At 54.6% G+C, this 16,255-nt stretch carries 15 protein-coding genes; 9 read left to right on the top strand and 6 right to left on the bottom strand.

Annotated features, from left to right (window positions below):
- Positions 1-101 precede the first annotated feature (101 nt).
- The 4 genes from hutI (at position 102) to ACMV5H_RS05420 (ending at position 4,618) form a co-directional block, all read left to right on the top strand.
- Positions 102-1,319, top strand: coding sequence for an imidazolonepropionase (hutI, locus tag ACMV5H_RS05435; RefSeq protein ID WP_115158399.1), 1,218 nt, complete (start codon positions 102-104; stop codon positions 1,317-1,319).
- Positions 1,319-2,116, top strand: a complete 798-nt coding sequence (hutG, locus tag ACMV5H_RS05430) for an N-formylglutamate deformylase (RefSeq protein ID WP_021804641.1) — start codon at positions 1,319-1,321, stop codon at positions 2,114-2,116. Before hutI ends, hutG begins: the two co-directional genes overlap by 1 nt.
- Before the next feature lie 347 nt (positions 2,117-2,463).
- Positions 2,464-3,999 carry a serine hydrolase domain-containing protein gene (locus ACMV5H_RS05425; protein WP_115158398.1) on the top strand — a complete coding sequence of 512 codons (1,536 nt, stop codon included), beginning with the start codon at positions 2,464-2,466 and terminating at the stop codon, positions 3,997-3,999.
- Positions 4,000-4,444: 445 nt separating this feature from the next.
- The gene (locus ACMV5H_RS05420; protein ID WP_021178238.1) at positions 4,445-4,618 is read left to right on the top strand and encodes a hypothetical protein; all 174 of its coding nucleotides are present in this window, start codon (positions 4,445-4,447) and stop codon (positions 4,616-4,618) included.
- A gap of 61 nt (positions 4,619-4,679) precedes the next feature.
- Here ACMV5H_RS05420 and ACMV5H_RS05415 read toward each other — a convergent pair whose 3' ends face one another.
- From ACMV5H_RS05415 to ACMV5H_RS05395, 5 genes are all read right to left on the bottom strand, one after another.
- Positions 4,680-5,558 carry a nucleoside-specific channel-forming protein Tsx gene (locus ACMV5H_RS05415; RefSeq protein WP_021804643.1) on the bottom strand — a complete coding sequence of 293 codons (879 nt, stop codon included), beginning with the start codon at positions 5,556-5,558 and terminating at the stop codon, positions 4,680-4,682.
- Between the two features lie 393 nt (positions 5,559-5,951).
- Positions 5,952-6,224, bottom strand: a complete 273-nt coding sequence (locus ACMV5H_RS05410; protein ID WP_021804644.1) for a hypothetical protein — start codon at positions 6,222-6,224, stop codon at positions 5,952-5,954.
- Positions 6,225-6,309: 85 nt separating this feature from the next.
- On the bottom strand, positions 6,310-7,203 hold the full coding sequence (gene yddG / locus ACMV5H_RS05405) for an aromatic amino acid DMT transporter YddG (RefSeq protein WP_021804645.1): 894 nt from the start codon (positions 7,201-7,203) through the stop codon (positions 6,310-6,312).
- Positions 7,204-7,295: 92 nt separating this feature from the next.
- On the bottom strand, positions 7,296-8,666 hold the full coding sequence (locus ACMV5H_RS05400) for an APC family permease (RefSeq protein WP_115158397.1): 1,371 nt from the start codon (positions 8,664-8,666) through the stop codon (positions 7,296-7,298).
- A 127-nt stretch (positions 8,667-8,793) separates the two neighbouring features.
- A complete protein-coding gene (locus ACMV5H_RS05395) occupies positions 8,794-10,212 on the bottom strand; it encodes a glutamine synthetase family protein (RefSeq protein ID WP_021804647.1) in 1,419 nt (472 codons plus the stop codon).
- A 236-nt stretch (positions 10,213-10,448) separates the two neighbouring features.
- Between ACMV5H_RS05395 and puuD the strand changes: the two genes are divergently transcribed.
- The 5 genes from puuD to ACMV5H_RS05370 all read left to right on the top strand — a co-directional run bounded on the left by puuD (position 10,449) and on the right by ACMV5H_RS05370 (position 15,554).
- Positions 10,449-11,210 carry a gamma-glutamyl-gamma-aminobutyrate hydrolase gene (puuD, locus tag ACMV5H_RS05390; protein WP_021178244.1) on the top strand — a complete coding sequence of 254 codons (762 nt, stop codon included), beginning with the start codon at positions 10,449-10,451 and terminating at the stop codon, positions 11,208-11,210.
- Positions 11,207-11,764: an HTH-type transcriptional regulator PuuR gene (puuR, locus tag ACMV5H_RS05385; protein ID WP_021178245.1), complete on the top strand. Its 558-nt coding sequence runs from the start codon at positions 11,207-11,209 to the stop codon at positions 11,762-11,764. The genes puuD and puuR overlap by 4 nt, the downstream gene beginning before the upstream one ends.
- 15 nt (positions 11,765-11,779) lie before the next feature.
- A complete protein-coding gene (puuC, locus tag ACMV5H_RS05380; RefSeq protein ID WP_414821555.1) occupies positions 11,780-13,276 on the top strand; it encodes an aldehyde dehydrogenase PuuC in 1,497 nt (498 codons plus the stop codon).
- Positions 13,277-13,286: 10 nt separating this feature from the next.
- Entirely contained in the window at positions 13,287-14,567 is a 1,281-nt protein-coding gene (locus tag ACMV5H_RS05375; RefSeq protein WP_021178247.1) for an NAD(P)/FAD-dependent oxidoreductase, read from the top strand.
- 339 nt (positions 14,568-14,906) lie between these two features.
- Positions 14,907-15,554 (top strand): winged helix-turn-helix domain-containing protein, encoded by a 648-nt coding sequence (locus ACMV5H_RS05370; RefSeq protein WP_051363671.1) that lies wholly within the window; start codon positions 14,907-14,909, stop codon positions 15,552-15,554.
- Positions 15,555-15,611: 57 nt separating this feature from the next.
- Here the strand turns inward: ACMV5H_RS05370 and ACMV5H_RS05365 are convergent, their stop codons facing one another.
- Entirely contained in the window at positions 15,612-16,241 is a 630-nt protein-coding gene (locus ACMV5H_RS05365) for a LysE family translocator (protein WP_021804652.1), read from the bottom strand.
- Positions 16,242-16,255 lie beyond the last annotated feature (14 nt).

The raw sequence follows: 16,255 nt of genomic DNA, 5'->3' as shown, positions 1-16,255 counted from the left end.
ACATCTCGGTAACAAATTTTTATCCCCTCTCTTGTCGCAGCCCGGCGAATGCGCTAGGTTGTTTTTAATTGTATATACAACCATGTGGGAGCGGAAACACCATGACGTCTGAGATCCACTGCGACAGCCTGTGGCACGGGGCCGATATCGTCACCATGCGTGACGGCAAATATCACATCATCAGCAACGGTGCGATCGCCGTGCGTGCAGGCAAGATCGTCTGGTTGGGTGAACAGGCCACTATGCCAGCCTTGGTCGCGGCCAAAACGGTGAAGCTTGACGGTGGCATCATCACCCCTGGCCTGGTGGATTGTCATACCCATCTGGTGTTTGGTGGCGACCGCAGCGGCGAGTTTGAACAACGTCTGAACGGGGTGAGCTACGCAGAGATTGCTGCTCAGGGCGGTGGTATTATCTCCACGGTCAAGGCCACGCGCGATGCGCAAGAAGAGTTGTTGCTGGAGCAAGCATTGTTCCGCCTACGGCCATTGCTGGCCGAGGGTGTCACCTGCGTAGAAATCAAATCCGGCTACGGCTTAACGCTGGCAAGCGAGTTGAAAATGCTACGTGTCGCACGTCGTCTGGCAGAAATATTACCTGTCGAAGTGAAAACCACCTGTCTGGCCGCTCATGCCCTGCCACCGGAATATGCCGGACGCAGCGACGACTATATCGATCTGGTGTGCAATACCATCATCCCTGAAGCCGCAGCAGCAGGTCTGGCAGATGCAGTAGACGCGTTTTGCGAACATCTGGCCTTCTCCCCTGAGCAGGTTGAGAGGGTTTTCGCAGCCGCAGAACAAGCTGGCCTGCCGGTGAAACTGCACGCGGAGCAGCTTTCGGCTCTGGGTGGCAGCACATTGGCGGCACGGCATCATGCCCTTTCCGCCGATCACCTGGAATATGCCACCGAACAAGATGCAATGGCGATGGCAGCGGCCGGAACCGTGGCGGTACTGTTACCGGGGGCCTACTACTTGTTACGAGAAACGCAGTGCCCACCGGTTGAGCTGTTCCGCAAACACGGCGTCAAGATGGCCATTGCCAGTGATGCCAACCCTGGCACCTCACCCGCACTATCGCTGCGTCTGATGATTAATATGGCCTGCACCCTGTTCCGCCTAACGCCGGAAGAAGCGCTGGCAGGCGTCACGCTGCATGCCGCCAAGGCTTTGGGCCTGCAGGAAACCCACGGCTCGCTGGAAGTGGGCAAAGTGGCCGATTTTGTTCACTGGCCGCTGGCACGCCCGGCAGAGCTGGCTTACTGGTTGGGCGGCCAACTGCCCTGCACGGTGATTTTCCGAGGAGAAGTCCGTTAATGATTTGCGATCCTTTCGAGTTCCAGAGCGGCCAACTGCCGCTGTTGATCAGTATTCCCCATGCTGGCACCCGCTTGACGCCAGCGGTTGAGAAAGGGCTCACCGATGAGGCCCGCCCCCTGCAAGACACCGACTGGCATATTCCACGGCTGTACGATTTTGCCCGTGCCATGGGTGCCAGCATCCTGGTGGGTAACTATTCGCGCCTGGTGATTGACCTCAACCGGCCGGCAGATGACAAACCGCTCTACACCACTGCCACCACCGGTCTGTTTCCGGATGTATTGTTCGATGGCCGCCCCAGTTTTCTGCCGGACGCCGCCCCTTCGGACGAAGAACGGGCCGGATACCTGCAGAACATCTGGCAGCCCTACCATCAGCAACTACAGAATGAGCTGACACGGCTAAAAGCCCAACACGGTTACGCCTTACTGTTTGACGCCCACTCGATCGCCTCCGTGATACCGCGCCTGTTCGACGGCAAGCTACCCGATCTCAACCTGGGCACCAACGGGGGTGAAAGCTGCCCTTCCTCACTGAGTGACAGGCTGGTCACCTGTTGTCAGCAACAACAGCAGTTCAGCCACGTGCTCAACGGGCGCTTTAAAGGGGGCTACATTACCCGTGCCTATGGTCAACCGCAGGAAAACCAGCACGCGGTGCAGCTGGAGCTGGCGCAGGTGAACTATATGTCCGAGCAGACATTTGAGTTTGATGCCGCCCGTGCCGCACCTTTACAACGCCTGTTGCAGCAGATGATAGAAAGCATGCTGGCCTGGGGCGAGCAACAACGCTAATCCGCCACAACTCCGGTGCCGCTATTGCGCCGGAGTCAATCTTGCCCTCACCGATATCCCCTCCTGTCTTTCATACCCTTCCATGACGATTTGAGCACTGCATCCCAATTTTGATGGAAAGGTTGCCCACTGGTCTGAACAGCGCACAAAACAGCGGCCCGTGACTTTTGCCTTGCGCCACAATTGGGCCTCTTTCATCCCATGCCCACCCGTTGCTGGCCAGAGATCAGGGATTGAAAGACCACCCTTGCCTTACCCGCCATCCACGTCTCTATCGTGGCTGTGGTAGACACTCGTGTGTAGTCGGCCACGGTGATGTGTGGCGTTCGTTATCTCAGGAGGAAACTATGTCTGACACCCCGCTAAACTGGCGCGCCGCACAGGCAACCGCCGCTCAACTGTTGGCAGGCTGGCAAACCGCAGGCCAACCCGGTGGGGCTATCACCCTGTTTGACACTGATAACACCCAGGCAGTGGTGTGTGCTGGGCTGGCCGATCTGGCACGCCGCGATCCTTTCACTGCTGATACCGTGGTGCGCTATGCCTCCATCACCAAACATATTTTTGCCGCGCTGGCGCTTAATGCCACCGATAACGCTCTGCAGCTTGACGATCGCCTTGGCAGTCTACTGCCCGAATTGCAGGGACAATTGGCGGAGGTGACGGTTGGCCAGGCTTTGGACATGACCAGCGGGCTACCCGATATTCGGCAAACGCTGGGGCTGCTTGGCGTCTCGGTCAACACCGTCAGTGAGGCCCAGCCAGTAATGGAGTTTATCCATGGTTTAACCCGGCTCAACTACCCGGTAGGCAGTGAGATCACCTACACCAATACCGGCTACCGCCTGGTAGAAGCGGCGCTGAAGACTAAAGGATACGCTTTTGATGATCTGGTTCAGCAGCATCTGGCCCGCCCTCTGGACGTACAGCTACAAGCACCCGAAAGCTGGTTTGATGTGGTGTCTGGGCTAGCTCCCGGCTATTGGCATACGGCCAATGGTTGGCAACAGACCAGCGCCGGCTTGCATCTCTCCGCCTCTGGCAGCCTGACAGGGAGCGCCAACGCCCTCACCCGCTGGTTGCAATGCCTGCTGGCCAATAACGGCCCTGGCAAAGGGGTCCTGACGCAGCTAAGTGCCCCGCGTCGGCTCAGCCAGGGCCAAGTCAGCCGTTACGGACTAGGGCTGGCGCAAACGCCGCTTGGCAGCCAGATATTGCTCGGACATGGCGGTTCTCATGCCGGTTATAAGACCTATTTTCTGCTAGCGCCTGACCGGCAAGCAGGTGCCCTGCTGGTCGCCAACCGTGAAGATTGTGACAGCTTTGCCATCATTTTACAGGTGATGGCGGCGCTGTTGAACGCACCGCTGCCCCAACGCAGCACGGCGATCCCAGATGGCATCTACGCCACCCGGGCGGAACCCTATTGGTTGGAAGTTAAAGGGGGCAACGTGGCCTATCTGGGCTCCAACGAACCGCTGTATCAAAGTGAAGACGGTTATGCAGTATCGCTCTCGGCCCATCAGCCAATGCGCCTTAAGTGGACAGGTGAAGCCATAGAAGGTGAAGTTGGCCACGTTGCACGCCGCTTTCTGCCGGTCGCTAGCGAAACGGTTTGTCTCAAGCAGGTTCAAGGGCACTGGTATCATCCACAATACCGCACCGCGTTTGAAATTTGCGGCAACCAGATCCACATCGGGGTCGGCCCGGCGGTGCAAACCGGCACCCTAAGTTCGCTGGGGGATGGGAGGATATTGGTTGAAAGCAACGATGGGCCCAACCTGAATCGGTTTTGTCTGTATTTCCGGGGTTACCAGGTCGATCTGATCGCCAGCCGCAGCCGTGTACTCACGTTCAAAAAGAACATCTGCGCCCGAGCGTAAAGGTTCGCCGTGCCATGACGGGGCGCTGCATGCTGCGCCCGCCTATCAGCCCGACATATCATTCACACCAATTATTAAAAAACAGGTCGTGGCTATCAGGCAAAAAATTGTTCACGCGCAAAACTACTCATGATATCCGAGTAAATGCCGTAGATTTTTCTTGCGGCAAAATAAGCCATCCAGTAATTTTAGTCGGCCACAGAAATGAGTAAACCTGCTCTTTTTCGTTGCACCTCAAAACCCATCTTATGTCATCGATAAATGATACTACTCAATTTCCCGCCGTCCCGTGCGGGATTTCTTTTACTACTTTTCGCTACTATAACGCCACTTTTTAGTCTTTTTTGTTGCTGTTTTGTTGCGAATAATTTACCTTTAGGCCTTGAAAAGCTCAACCACTCAGCGTGGCGAAACCGCTATTTCTGGGCGTTTAGGAGTTATAACCATGCACATGACGTTGATGGAGTACATCCAGCTGCACTTCAATGGTGATATTTATCGCTATGCGCAATTTGAAGGTGTCAGCCGTGAGCAAATCCTCAAGTGGATCGACAATGAGTGCTACGTTATCAAGGGTAAATTGGTTATGCCGGTTAAACATTTACCCGCGGAAAGTTAGCCATAATGATGAAAAAAAACCCCGCCAACGCGGGGTTTCCTGTTTCTGATACCACGAAAAATCAGAAGTTATAACCGGCAACCAGGTAGTAACCCCAGCCGGTAGACTTGATTGGCCCCTGCGGCGTACCGATGTCCACCCCATCATTCCATTGACCACCGTTATGGAAGTAACGTGCCACGAAAGAGTAATGCCAGTGATCGTAGTTCAGCGCCAAAATGTGGCTGGAGGCGATAGAGTTGCTGGTACGTGCCTGACGGCCATCCACCACGAAGTTGTCGCTGCCCAGATCGGAATCAAAGTCAAAGTTGGTGAAACCGATATAGCTCAGGTTGCCGCCCCACATTTCGGTCAACGGCACAAAATATTTCACCTTGAAGCGATAGCCGTCCCAGCTGTTCTCGTTGGATGCACCATAGTTCTGCCATTGGTATTTGGCATAAATGTTCATCGACAGGCTCATCGGCAGACCGGTTTCGATATCGGTGCCTAGGCCCATATACCAGGTGCTTTGACGGGAGGCGTTGTTACGCCCCATGTCGTAAATGTAGTTGTTGGCAAAATACCACTCTTTGAACGGCCCAAAGCCCAGGTTGGTGCCGGTCAGTTTGTCGATGGAGAAGCGCGGTTCGATCTCCATAAACAGCGGTGAACCTTTATCCCAGATACCACGGTTTGGCGTGTTACCGGTGCCGAAGAACTTTGGCACATCCACGTAGCCATAGAAATCCAGCCAGTCTTTCTTGGCAAAGGCTTCATACTCCAGATACACGTCATTGTTCAGCTGCGGCCCGAAGCGGGTATGGTAGCTGCCTACTACGTTGACACTCTGATGCCACCAGTCTGAAAGATACTGGCTGTCTTTGCTTTCTGCCGCCATGGAAGCGGGGCTGAAAGACGCGGAAAGAAGCACACCTGCTGCGAGAGCTATTTTCTTCATTTTATTACCACATGCTGAGTGGGCCAATTCCCTGCCCGTTGGAATGATATGTGTCTGGCGACGCCTGCTGTAAACGAACGGTTACCTATTGCCGTTAGCCGTGCGCATTATAGAAAGCTCTCACTGTAATAATCTGTGATCCAGTCAGGCATTTTACCATCGCGTAATCGATTGCGTTCTCATTTATTAAAATAAATTGCAGTACAAAACATTTTTGATGTGATTTTCATCATGTCGATAAGTTTCAAATGACGATTTTTGGTGTCTTGGTGTACAACACCAAATTTTAACCTGGGGTTAAAAAGCGCGTAAAAAAGCCGACGCTTATGTCGGCTTAGTGGCAGGCGGGCGCAGGATACGACCCCCCTTTATAGGGCGAACAGGTTGGTTTTTTCAGCGGGCTCCGGGTACGGCCTTGGCAATGTTCTCTTGCCGGAATACCACCTCATCCCCCGTGGCAATTTCCCATTGGCTGACCGGGATATCGACTTTCGGCGAGGCCACGACTACCGAGCCGTGGATCAGCTTATCGTCACGGCGCAGGATCATCACATCCAACTGGTATTCATGCGGTAGGTTAGCGGTGGTCAGGCGAACGATATCACCAGTGCTGAAACTGTGACCATTAAGCGCTGGCTGCTGAATAAATTGAATATCTTTTCTCATTTTCCCGTTCCTTCTGGCAGAACACTTACCTTGAGATTAGCTCGAAATTCATTATTCTGCCGCCTGCGCAGGTAAAAAATAGGCCTCAGTCGGCGCGGGTGGCCCGCCAGCAAATCAGCGATCCTAGCGTGACCATCATCACCCCTTGCCAGAAGTTGAGGGTCAGCGCGGTGCTGAGTACCACGGCGGCAAACACCGATGACAATACCGGGGTAAAGTAAGATACGGTCGCCAGCAGCGTCATATTGCCATGCAGGATCCCGACGTTCCAAGCGGCATAGCCAGCCCCCATCGCCGTCCCCACGCACAGCAACGCCACCACAACCGGCAGGCTAAAGTGCATGCCGCTTTCATTACTGAAAGGATAAATCAGCCACAGCGCCAGCGCGGTCAGCGAGATAAACAGCACTACCGCGTTTTTGCCCTGGGCGATCCTCTTGGTCACGTTGCAATAGATGGCCCAAATCACCGCACCACTGAATGCCAGCCCGTAACTCAACGGATTACTGCGCACGTTGGCCAGCATTTGTGCCGGTGACCAACCGCCGCTGCCACTCATGATCCAGCCAATCCCGAACAGGGAAAGTAACAAACCAGGCACCACCCACCATTTGGCCTTTTGCCCATTGAACAGAATGGCCATCAACACGGTAAAACAGGGCCAAAGGTAGTTGATCATCCCCAGCTCAATGGCCTGCATACGGTTGTTGGCATAGCCCAGCGACAGCGAGAGGCAAATCTCATACAGCACAAACAGCAGACTGCCGAGGATCAGATAGGAACGGCGGAACTCGCGCAGCTTGGGAATGCCCATCACCCCCAGCAGAAACAGCGTGCCCACGCTATAGATCATCGCCGCCCCGCCGACCGCCCCCAACCCTTCGCTGACGCTGCGGATCAGGCCAACCACGCTGCTCCATAACACAATGGCCAGCAGGCCGAGCAAGGTAGCTTTATGGGAAGCAGACAACGGAGGCATTAGCGTAGGATCCAATTGGTTATTTTTATACGATTTTTTACTCTACTGCCCTACCAGGGAAAAAGAAAGGGCACAACGCTGCGCCCATGCCTTTACTGCTGAGGTTGGCGCTCCAACTGCGGCGGTGGCTGGCGGAAACGACGGGTAAGATAGGCTAGATAGCCAAACCCGAGCGCCGCCCACAGCAGCCCCATGGTCAGGGAGCTTTTTTCCAGGTTCAGCCACAAGATCCCTACCGTCAACGCACCCACCAGCGGCAGGATCAGGTAATGGAAGCGGTCTTTCCAGCTCTTGTTGCGCCCTTGTCGAATATAGAAGTGGCTGATCACCGAAAGGTTGACGAAGGTAAAGGCCACCAGCGCGCCAAAGTTGATCAGGGCGGTCGCCGTCACCAAGTCGAAGGATAATGCCGATAACGCCACCAGACCAACCAGCAGCACGTTAAGCGCTGGCGTGCGCCATTTAGGATGCACGTAACCAAAGAATTTTTCCGGGAACACATTGTCGCGCCCCATCACATACAGCAGCCTGGACACGCTGGCATGGGAAGCCAGGCCAGAAGCCAGGGTGTTGATAAAGGTGATGCACAGGAAGATCGACTGGAACAGCTTGCCGCCCACATACAGCGCGATTTCCGGCAGTGCCGCATCAGGCTGTTTGAAACGCTCCAGCGTCGGGAAGAACAGCTGAATAAAGAACGACACGGTGATGAAGATCACCCCACCATAGAGTGCAGTAAGGAAGATAGCGCGCGGGATCACACGAGCGGCATCGGGCGTTTCTTCACACAGCGTAGTGACGGCGTCAAAACCCAGAAACGAAAAGCACAGGATGGTGGCGCCGGTAATAACCGGCAATAAATGGGCGTTTTCACTGATAAAGGGTTGCAGACTCCACACCTGGCCAACCCCTTCGCCATTGTGCAACCCCCGTACCACCAGGAAGATAAACACCACGATAATCGCCACCTGCGCCACCACAAACAGGGTGTTGAAGTTTGCAACCAGACTGACGCTTTTCAGATTGATCGCGGTGATCAGGATCACAAAGCCTACCACCCAGACCCACGGCGGAACCTCTGGGAACAGGGCCGTAAGATAGATTTTGGCCAATAGCGTATTGATCATCGGCAAAAACAGGTAATCCAGCAGCGATGACCAGCCAACGAGGAACCCCACGTGCGGGTTGATAGCCTTTTGCGCGTAGGTGTAAGCCGAGCCCGAAGTCGGGAACTGGCGCACCAGCTTGCCATAGCTGATGGCGGTAAATAGCACCCCGGCCAATGCCAACAGGTAGGACGCCGGAACGTGCCCGTCTGTCACGCCAGAAACGATACCGAAGGTGTCAAACACCGTCATTGGCGTCAGATAGGCCAGGCCCATCATCACCACTTGCCACAGTTTCAATGTCTTGCGCAGTTGCGGTTTGCCCGCGCCATTATCGTCGATGGCACTTATCGTCATTGGGTTATTCCTCACCGGCGTCCTGTACGCCAAGTTGGAAGAAGTCATCACCGTCGCGCACGGCTTCGCCAGGCCACAGGTAGCCCGCGGGAATGCGCCGGCGCGCAGTAGGATCGGGCTGAGGACGTCAGGCGTTTTTCAGCATCCACTCGATTTCGGTTTCGGTGATCAGCCGCTCAAACTGCTGCAGCTCATCGGTCTTACAGGCCAGATAGACGTGGCTGAAACGTTCGCCCAGCAGCGCATTGAGCACCGGCTGGTGTTCGAACTCATACAGCGCATCGCTCTGGCGGATCGGGAAAGGTAGCCCCTCTTGCTCCAGCCCGTTGCCGGTGACTGGCTCAAGCAGCGGTAACTGAGTGTCGAGGCCGTAGACAATCCCGGCCAGAATGGTTGCCATCACCAGATAAGGATTGGCATCGGCACCCGCCACGCGATACTCCACGCGGTGGCTGTCGCGATCGCCACAGGGAATACGTAACGCTACGGTGCGGTTGTTATGGCCCCAGGATGCCTGGGTAGGAACGTACATCCCCGCCTGGAAGCGGCGGTAAGCATTAACGTTAGGAGCCAGCAGCGCCATAGAGGCAGGCATCAAGGCGATCATGCCTGCCAGCGCCTGCTTCAACAACGCGGAGTCTTCGCCATCCGCATCGGCAAAGACGTTGTTACCCTGCTTGTCCAGCATGCTGATATGCACATGCATACCGCTGCCCGCATGTTCCTCGTAAGGCTTAGCCATGAAGGTTGCATGCATATGGTGTTTCTCTGCCACCATGCGTACCAGCCGCTTTAACGCCAGGGCATGGTCACAGGCCTGCAATACATCATTGGTGTGATGTAGATTAACCTCAAACTGGCCCGGTGACGCTTCCGCTACCGCACCGTCGGCCGGGAGCCCTTGCAGGCGAGCCAGTTCGTCGATTTCGCTCAGCACGTCGGCAAAGTGGTTGAGGTTATCTACCGAATAGACCTGGCTCTGGGTGTTACGCTCCTGGGTGCCGGGGGCGCAAGGGGGTTGCAAATAACCTTCCGGATCGCGTTGGCGATCGATGAGATAGAACTCCAACTCTACCGCTACTACGGGGAATAACCCGCGCTGACGCAAACGCTGCCACACTCGGTTCAGCACATTGCGCGGTTCAACGTCAAAGGGAGTACCATCTTCATCCAGCATGGTGAGCAGTACCTGGCCCAGATATTGCGGATCGGCCGCCGATGGCGTCAGGGTTCCGGCTACCGGCACACAAATATGGTCCGGCTCACCCATGTCCTGCCCCAAACCCGCCTCTTCCACCACGTTGCCAAGAATATCCATCGCGAACACCGAGGCTGGGAAGTAACAGCCCTTCTCCAGTTTACCCAACCCGCTCACCGGAATGCGCTTGCCGCGGAAGCTGCCGTTGAGATCGGTCAGCAGCACGTCGATATGCTGGGTTAACGGATAACGTTCCAGATACTTCTTCACTTCGCGCTGGAACGTGCTACTTCGCCTTTCTTCATTATGTTGCACAAAGTTTTCGACTTCTACGATGTTGGTTTGCATGTTTCACCCGCCGTTATGTTTGGTCTGTGGTTCTCACACTTACTGGCTTCGATGTTTTGACCATCTTGCTCAATATAATGTCCACCAATGAAACATAGATGCAACAAAAATGTTTTGCAAGTGTTAATTTTGGTTTGAATATTGGCCATTTGACTGCTAGATTTAGTGAATATTGAACAAAAAAGGCGATTAAACGGCTTATCGGTCATAATTTCGAACAACCTGTAGGGGATAGCATGGGCAATATATTTAACAGACCAATCGTCGGCGTCGTGATGTGCAGGTATAGGTTAAACCAGCACCTCACCCAGACCTTGCAAGAAAAGTACCTAAATGCAGTGTTAGCTGCCGGAGGATTACCGATCGCCCTGCCGCACGCGCTGGCAGAGCCGGAAATGCTGGCAGAGTTGCTGCCCCACCTCGACGGCATCCTGCTGCCGGGTAGCCCCAGTAATGTGCAGCCGCACCTTTATGGTGAAAACGGCGATGAGCCTGACGCCGATCCTGGGCGCGATGAATTGAGCCTGGCGCTGATCGGCCAGGCACTGAGCAGGCGCATCCCCCTTTTCGCCATTTGCCGCGGTATGCAAGAGCTGGTGGTCGCGACGCAAGGTACGCTACACCGTCGTTTATATGAACAACCCGAGCTACTCGAGCACCGTGAAGATCACGATCTGCCGCTGGAGCAGCAATATGCCCCGGCTCATGAAGTTACCGTGCAAGACGGAGGATTGCTGGCGCAGTTGCTGCCGGATTGCCACCGATTCTGGGTGAATTCCCTGCACGGCCAAGGAGCCAAAACCCTCGGCCCAAGCGTGCGTGTTGAAGCCTATGCCGCCGACGGCCTGGTGGAAGCCCTCAGCATTCGCGATCAGCCCTTTGCCTTAGGGGTGCAGTGGCATCCTGAATGGAACAGCGATGAATACGCCCTGTCCCGTCTGCTGTTCGAAGGATTTATTAACGCCTGTCAGCACTATCAAAAGGAAAAACGCCTATGAGCGACGTCAGCTTGGCTCCGGGGAAACGCTTGTCGCAGATCCGCCAGCAGTTAGGGCTATCACAGCGCCGGGTAGCCGAACTGTCTGGCTTGACGCACAGCGCCATCAGCACCATTGAACAGGACAAGGTCAGCCCGGCCATCAGTACGCTGCAAAAGCTGCTGACTGTGTATGGGCTGTCGCTATCGGCTTTCTTTACCGAACCGGAACAGCCGCATGAGCCGCAGATCGTGATCGACCATGACCATCTGATCGAAATCGGCAGCCAGGGGGTTTCGATGAAGCTGATCCACAACGGCGATCCCAACCGCACCCTGGCAATGATGATCGAAACCTACGATCCGGGCACCACCACCGGTGAACGGCTCAAACATCAGGGGGAAGAGATTGGCACCCTGCTGGAAGGCGAAGTGATGCTGCAGGTCAACGGGCAAAGCTTTCACCTACGGGCAGGCCAGAGCTACGCCATCAACACCGCGATCCCCCATAGTTTCAGCAACACCTCGGCGCGCATTTGCCGAATTATCAGCGCACATACGCCGACGACATTCTGATTAACGGAGCAAGGTATGGACTTCCACCACCTGGAATATTGGCAACAACGGGCACAGGCCCTGAAGATTGAAAACCGGCTGTTTATCAATGGCCGCTACCTCCCGGCGGCAGAAGGGGAAACCTTTAGCATTCAGGATCCTGCCGGGGCTCGTGAACTGGTACAGATGGCCCGTGGCAGCCACATTGATATCGATTTGGCCGTCAAGGCGGCTCGCGAGGTGTTTGAACGCGGCGACTGGTCGCAAGCCTCCCCTGCCAAACGCAAGGCAACGTTGTTCAAACTCGCCAGCTTGATGGAACAACACAGCGAAGAACTGGCACTGCTGGAAACGCTGGATACCGGTAAGCCCATCCGCCACAGCCTGCGCGACGATATCCCAGGGGCGATCCGCTGTATCCGCTGGTACGCCGAAGCCATCGACAAGGTGTATGGCGAAATTGCCCCAACCGGCCATGATGCGCTCGCCCTCATCCAGCGGGAGCCCATCGGCGTGGTGGGTGCCATCGTGCCGTGGAACTTTCCGCTGCTGTTAGCCTGCTGGAAGTTAGGCCCGGCGCTGGCGGCTGGTAACAGCGTAGTGCTTAAACCCTCGGAAAAATCACCGCTCACCGCGGTTTATCTAGGCGCTTTGGCACAGCAGGCAGGATTACCCGATGGCGTCCTGAACATTATTCCTGGTTTCGGCCACGATGCGGGCAAGGCGTTGGCACTGCATAACGACGTTGACGCTCTCACCTTTACCGGCTCCACCCAGGTGGCCAAGCAGTTGATGAAGTACGCCGGTGAATCCAACATGAAGCGCGTGTGGCTGGAGGCCGGTGGCAAGAGCGCCAACATTATCTTCGCCGACTGCCCGGACCTGGATAAGGCGGCGCAAGGCGCGGCGGCCGGGATCTTTTATAACCAGGGCCAGGTGTGCATTGCCGGTACGCGCCTGCTGGTAGAGGAAAGTATTCAGCAGGCCTTTTTACAGGCATTGCAGCGGCATGCCGCGGCCTTCGCACCGGGCAATCCGCTCGATCCGCAAACGCTGATGGGTACGCTGATCGACCAACAGCACTGTGAAAAAGTCACCGGCTATATCGAACAGGGTTTGAGCCAGGGAGCCTCGCTGTTCCTTGATGGGCGAGCTCATCCGCAAGGCGATCATCACGGCTATCTCGGCCCTACTATTCTCACTCAAGTGGATAACGCGATGCACGTCGCGCGGGACGAGATTTTTGGCCCTGTCTTGGCCGTCACGACCTTCAACGGTGAGCAACAGGCACTCGCATTAGCCAACGATAGCGAATATGGGTTGGGTGCGGCCGTCTGGACCCGCGATATGTCACGGGCACACCGCATGGCCCGCCAGTTGAAAGCGGGCACCGTGTTCGTCAACAACTACAACGACGGCGATATGACCGTACCGTTCGGCGGCTACAAGCAAAGCGGTAACGGCCGCGATAAATCGCTGCATGCGCTGGATAAATTTACCGAACTGAAAACCACCTGGATTTCACTGGGATAAGGAATTTATGATGACTGAACACGTAAAAAGCTACTATGCGGCAACGGCCAATGACCATCAGCCTTATCCGCAGTTGAATGAATCGATCGACTGTGACGTCTGTATCGTGGGGGGTGGCTACACTGGCCTGTCATCGGCGCTGTTTCTGGTCGAAGCCGGTTATAACGTGGTAGTGCTGGAGTCTGCCCGTATCGGCTTTGGTGCTAGCGGCCGCAACGGTGGCCAACTGGTCAACTCCTACAGCCGCGACATCGACGTGATCGAAAGCCGTTACGGTGCAGAAAGCGCCAAGCTGCTGGGTAGCATGATGTTTGAAGGTGCAGAGATTATCCGCAGCCGTATCAAGCGCTATGCCATTGACTGTGACTATCGCCCCGGCGGGATCTTCGCCGCGCTTAACAATAAGCAGTACCACGCGCTGATCGAACAAAAGCAGCACTGGGAGCGTTACGGCAATACGCAACTTGAACTGCTGGATGCCGACCGTATCCGCCAGGAGGTCAGCAGCGATCGCTATGTTGGCGCGTTACTCGATCACAGCGGCGGCCATATCCACCCGCTCAACCTGGCGTTGGGAGAGGCCGAGGCCATTCGCCTGCAAGGAGGACGGATCTTCGAGCAGTCCGCAGTCACCAATATCCGTCACGGAGAGCCAGCAGTGGTCAGCACCGCCAACGGCCAAGTCACCGCTCGTTACGTGATCGTGGCCGGGAACGCCTATCTAGGCGATAAACTGGAGCCAAGGCTGGCCAAACGTAGTATGCCGTGCGGGACTCAAGTGGTCACCACCGAGCCCTTGGCTCCAGAAGTGGCAGCCTCACTGATCCCACAAAACTATTGCGTGGAAGATTGCAATTACCTACTGGATTATTACCGTTTAACCGGTGATAACCGACTGCTGTACGGCGGTGGTGTGGTATATGGCGCCAGGGATCCGGATGATATCGACAACCTGATCCGCCCCAAGCTGCTGAAAACTTTCCCGCAACTGAAAGGCGTACGCATTGATTACCGCTGGACCGGCAATTTCTTGCTGACGCTATCACGCATGCCGCAGTTTGGTCGGTTGGAAAACAATGTCTACTACATGCAAGGCTACAGCGGGCACGGCGTGACCTGCACCCATCTGGCGGGCAAGCTGATAGCAGAGCTGATGCGTGGCGATGCCGAACGTTTTGACGCCTTTGCCAAACTGCCGCACCTGCCGTTCTTTGGTGGCCGTAACCTGCAAATCCCCTTCACCGCCATTGGTGCTGCCTACTACACTCTGCGCGATCGAATTGGGGTTTAATTCATCGCTGCCTCCGCACAAATCTGTTACTTAAATTGATACATTTTTCTAACTAGGCTGATTCTTAGAGGTCGGACTAGTTAGAACCTTTGTTTAGCAAAATTATCAGTAAGTTAGCGATCTTAATTTTTATTAAATACCGGTTAATATTTTACAGGCCATTTACTTAATATTAATAACTGCCGTTACGAAATAGAGCGGATTTTAAACTGAAATTTGCTGGTTACACTATATTTTATATTGCTTCTTTGTTGCTCTACCGACAAAAAAACAATATTATAAGACTTAGGATTAACGTTAATTAAGTTAATTACACTGTCTGACATGGAGTGAATCAGCATGACAAAGCCTCAATATCTCATCGAAGGAGATGTCCTTTTCTGCCCGAATAGCGTCGGTTTTTATCATCAGGAACTTCAGGAAGAAATCGTCACTATTTCCTCGTCTGCAGCTCGACTTTTCTCCTTTCTTATTAAAAATAAAGGAGAAATTGTTGAGAGAGAAGTGCTTCTGCAAAAAGTGTGGGATGATTACGGTCTACAGGCCAGCAATAATAATCTCAACCAATGCCTGAGCACGCTACGGCGGATCATCAAGAGCATGGGTATTGATAAAAACATCATAGAAACCATACCAAAAGTAGGGTTAAGAATAGCTAGTGATGTCGCCATTGAAGAGATCGCAATTAATCAGGGCGAGCCTGAATTACCTCGTAAAGAGAAAAAGAATTTTCTGAGCAAAATTAAAATCACTTACGTTTTAATTGCGTTGGTGATTATATTAACGGTGACTACCGTGGTGCATATATTTCACATCTACCAGCACTACTACCAATCAGATGCGAACTATACCGCTATGACGTGGAACAATCCGGGCTGCGAGTTAACTGCAGATCCGTCAGTAGGTCATATGCCTAAGCTGTCCTCTTTTGCTAACACAGGCAGTCACCTATTAAAAAGGGAGCTGGTAAGCTCCCTGAAACTCTAGACATTCTCGCCAAGTAGCGGCGCAGTATGCTGCGCCCGCTGATTTAACCGATAGGCTCTAGCTCACATCGCTACGCCGATAAAGCGCAACACCTACGGCCAATACGCCAAGCATGCCAGCACAGCTACGGTTTACCCAGCGCATCACGTTCGCCGAGAATTTCCGCATCGCATGGCGGCCGCCGTAGGCATAGATCGTCATCATCACGCAGTCGATCATCGCGCTGACCAATGCCAAGATCAGGTATTGCATGGCGATCGGCTTTTCTGGCTGAATAAACTGCGGCAGAAAGGCCGAGAAAAACAGCAGGCCCTTAGGGTTGGACAAACCGACCATCAGGGAACGCAGGAATGCCGTTTTCCCGGTCGCAGCGGCGGCGCTAGCGTTTACCGCCAACGCCTTTACCGGCGCTCGCCACAGCACCCAGGCCAGGTAGACCAGATATAACGCCCCCCCCCATTTCACCACGGCAAACAACTGCTCAGAGGCCTGCAACAACGCCCCAAGTCCGCAACCGACGGCGCCGATCAGCAACAGATCGGCCAATACCGCCCCCAGGAAACCGTAACTGGCAATACGCATACCGTGGATTGCACCATTGTTTAGCGCCAACAGCATGGACGGGCCAGGCGTCACCATCACCGCACTGACGGCAATCACGTAAAGCAAAAGCGTAGTTAACTCCATCAACAACTCCGGAC

The organism is Serratia sp. N21D137 (assembly GCF_047530005.1).
Classification (GTDB): Bacteria; Pseudomonadota; Gammaproteobacteria; order Enterobacterales; family Enterobacteriaceae; genus Chania; species Chania fonticola_B.
This window is presented reverse-complemented; position numbering and strand designations above follow the sequence as displayed.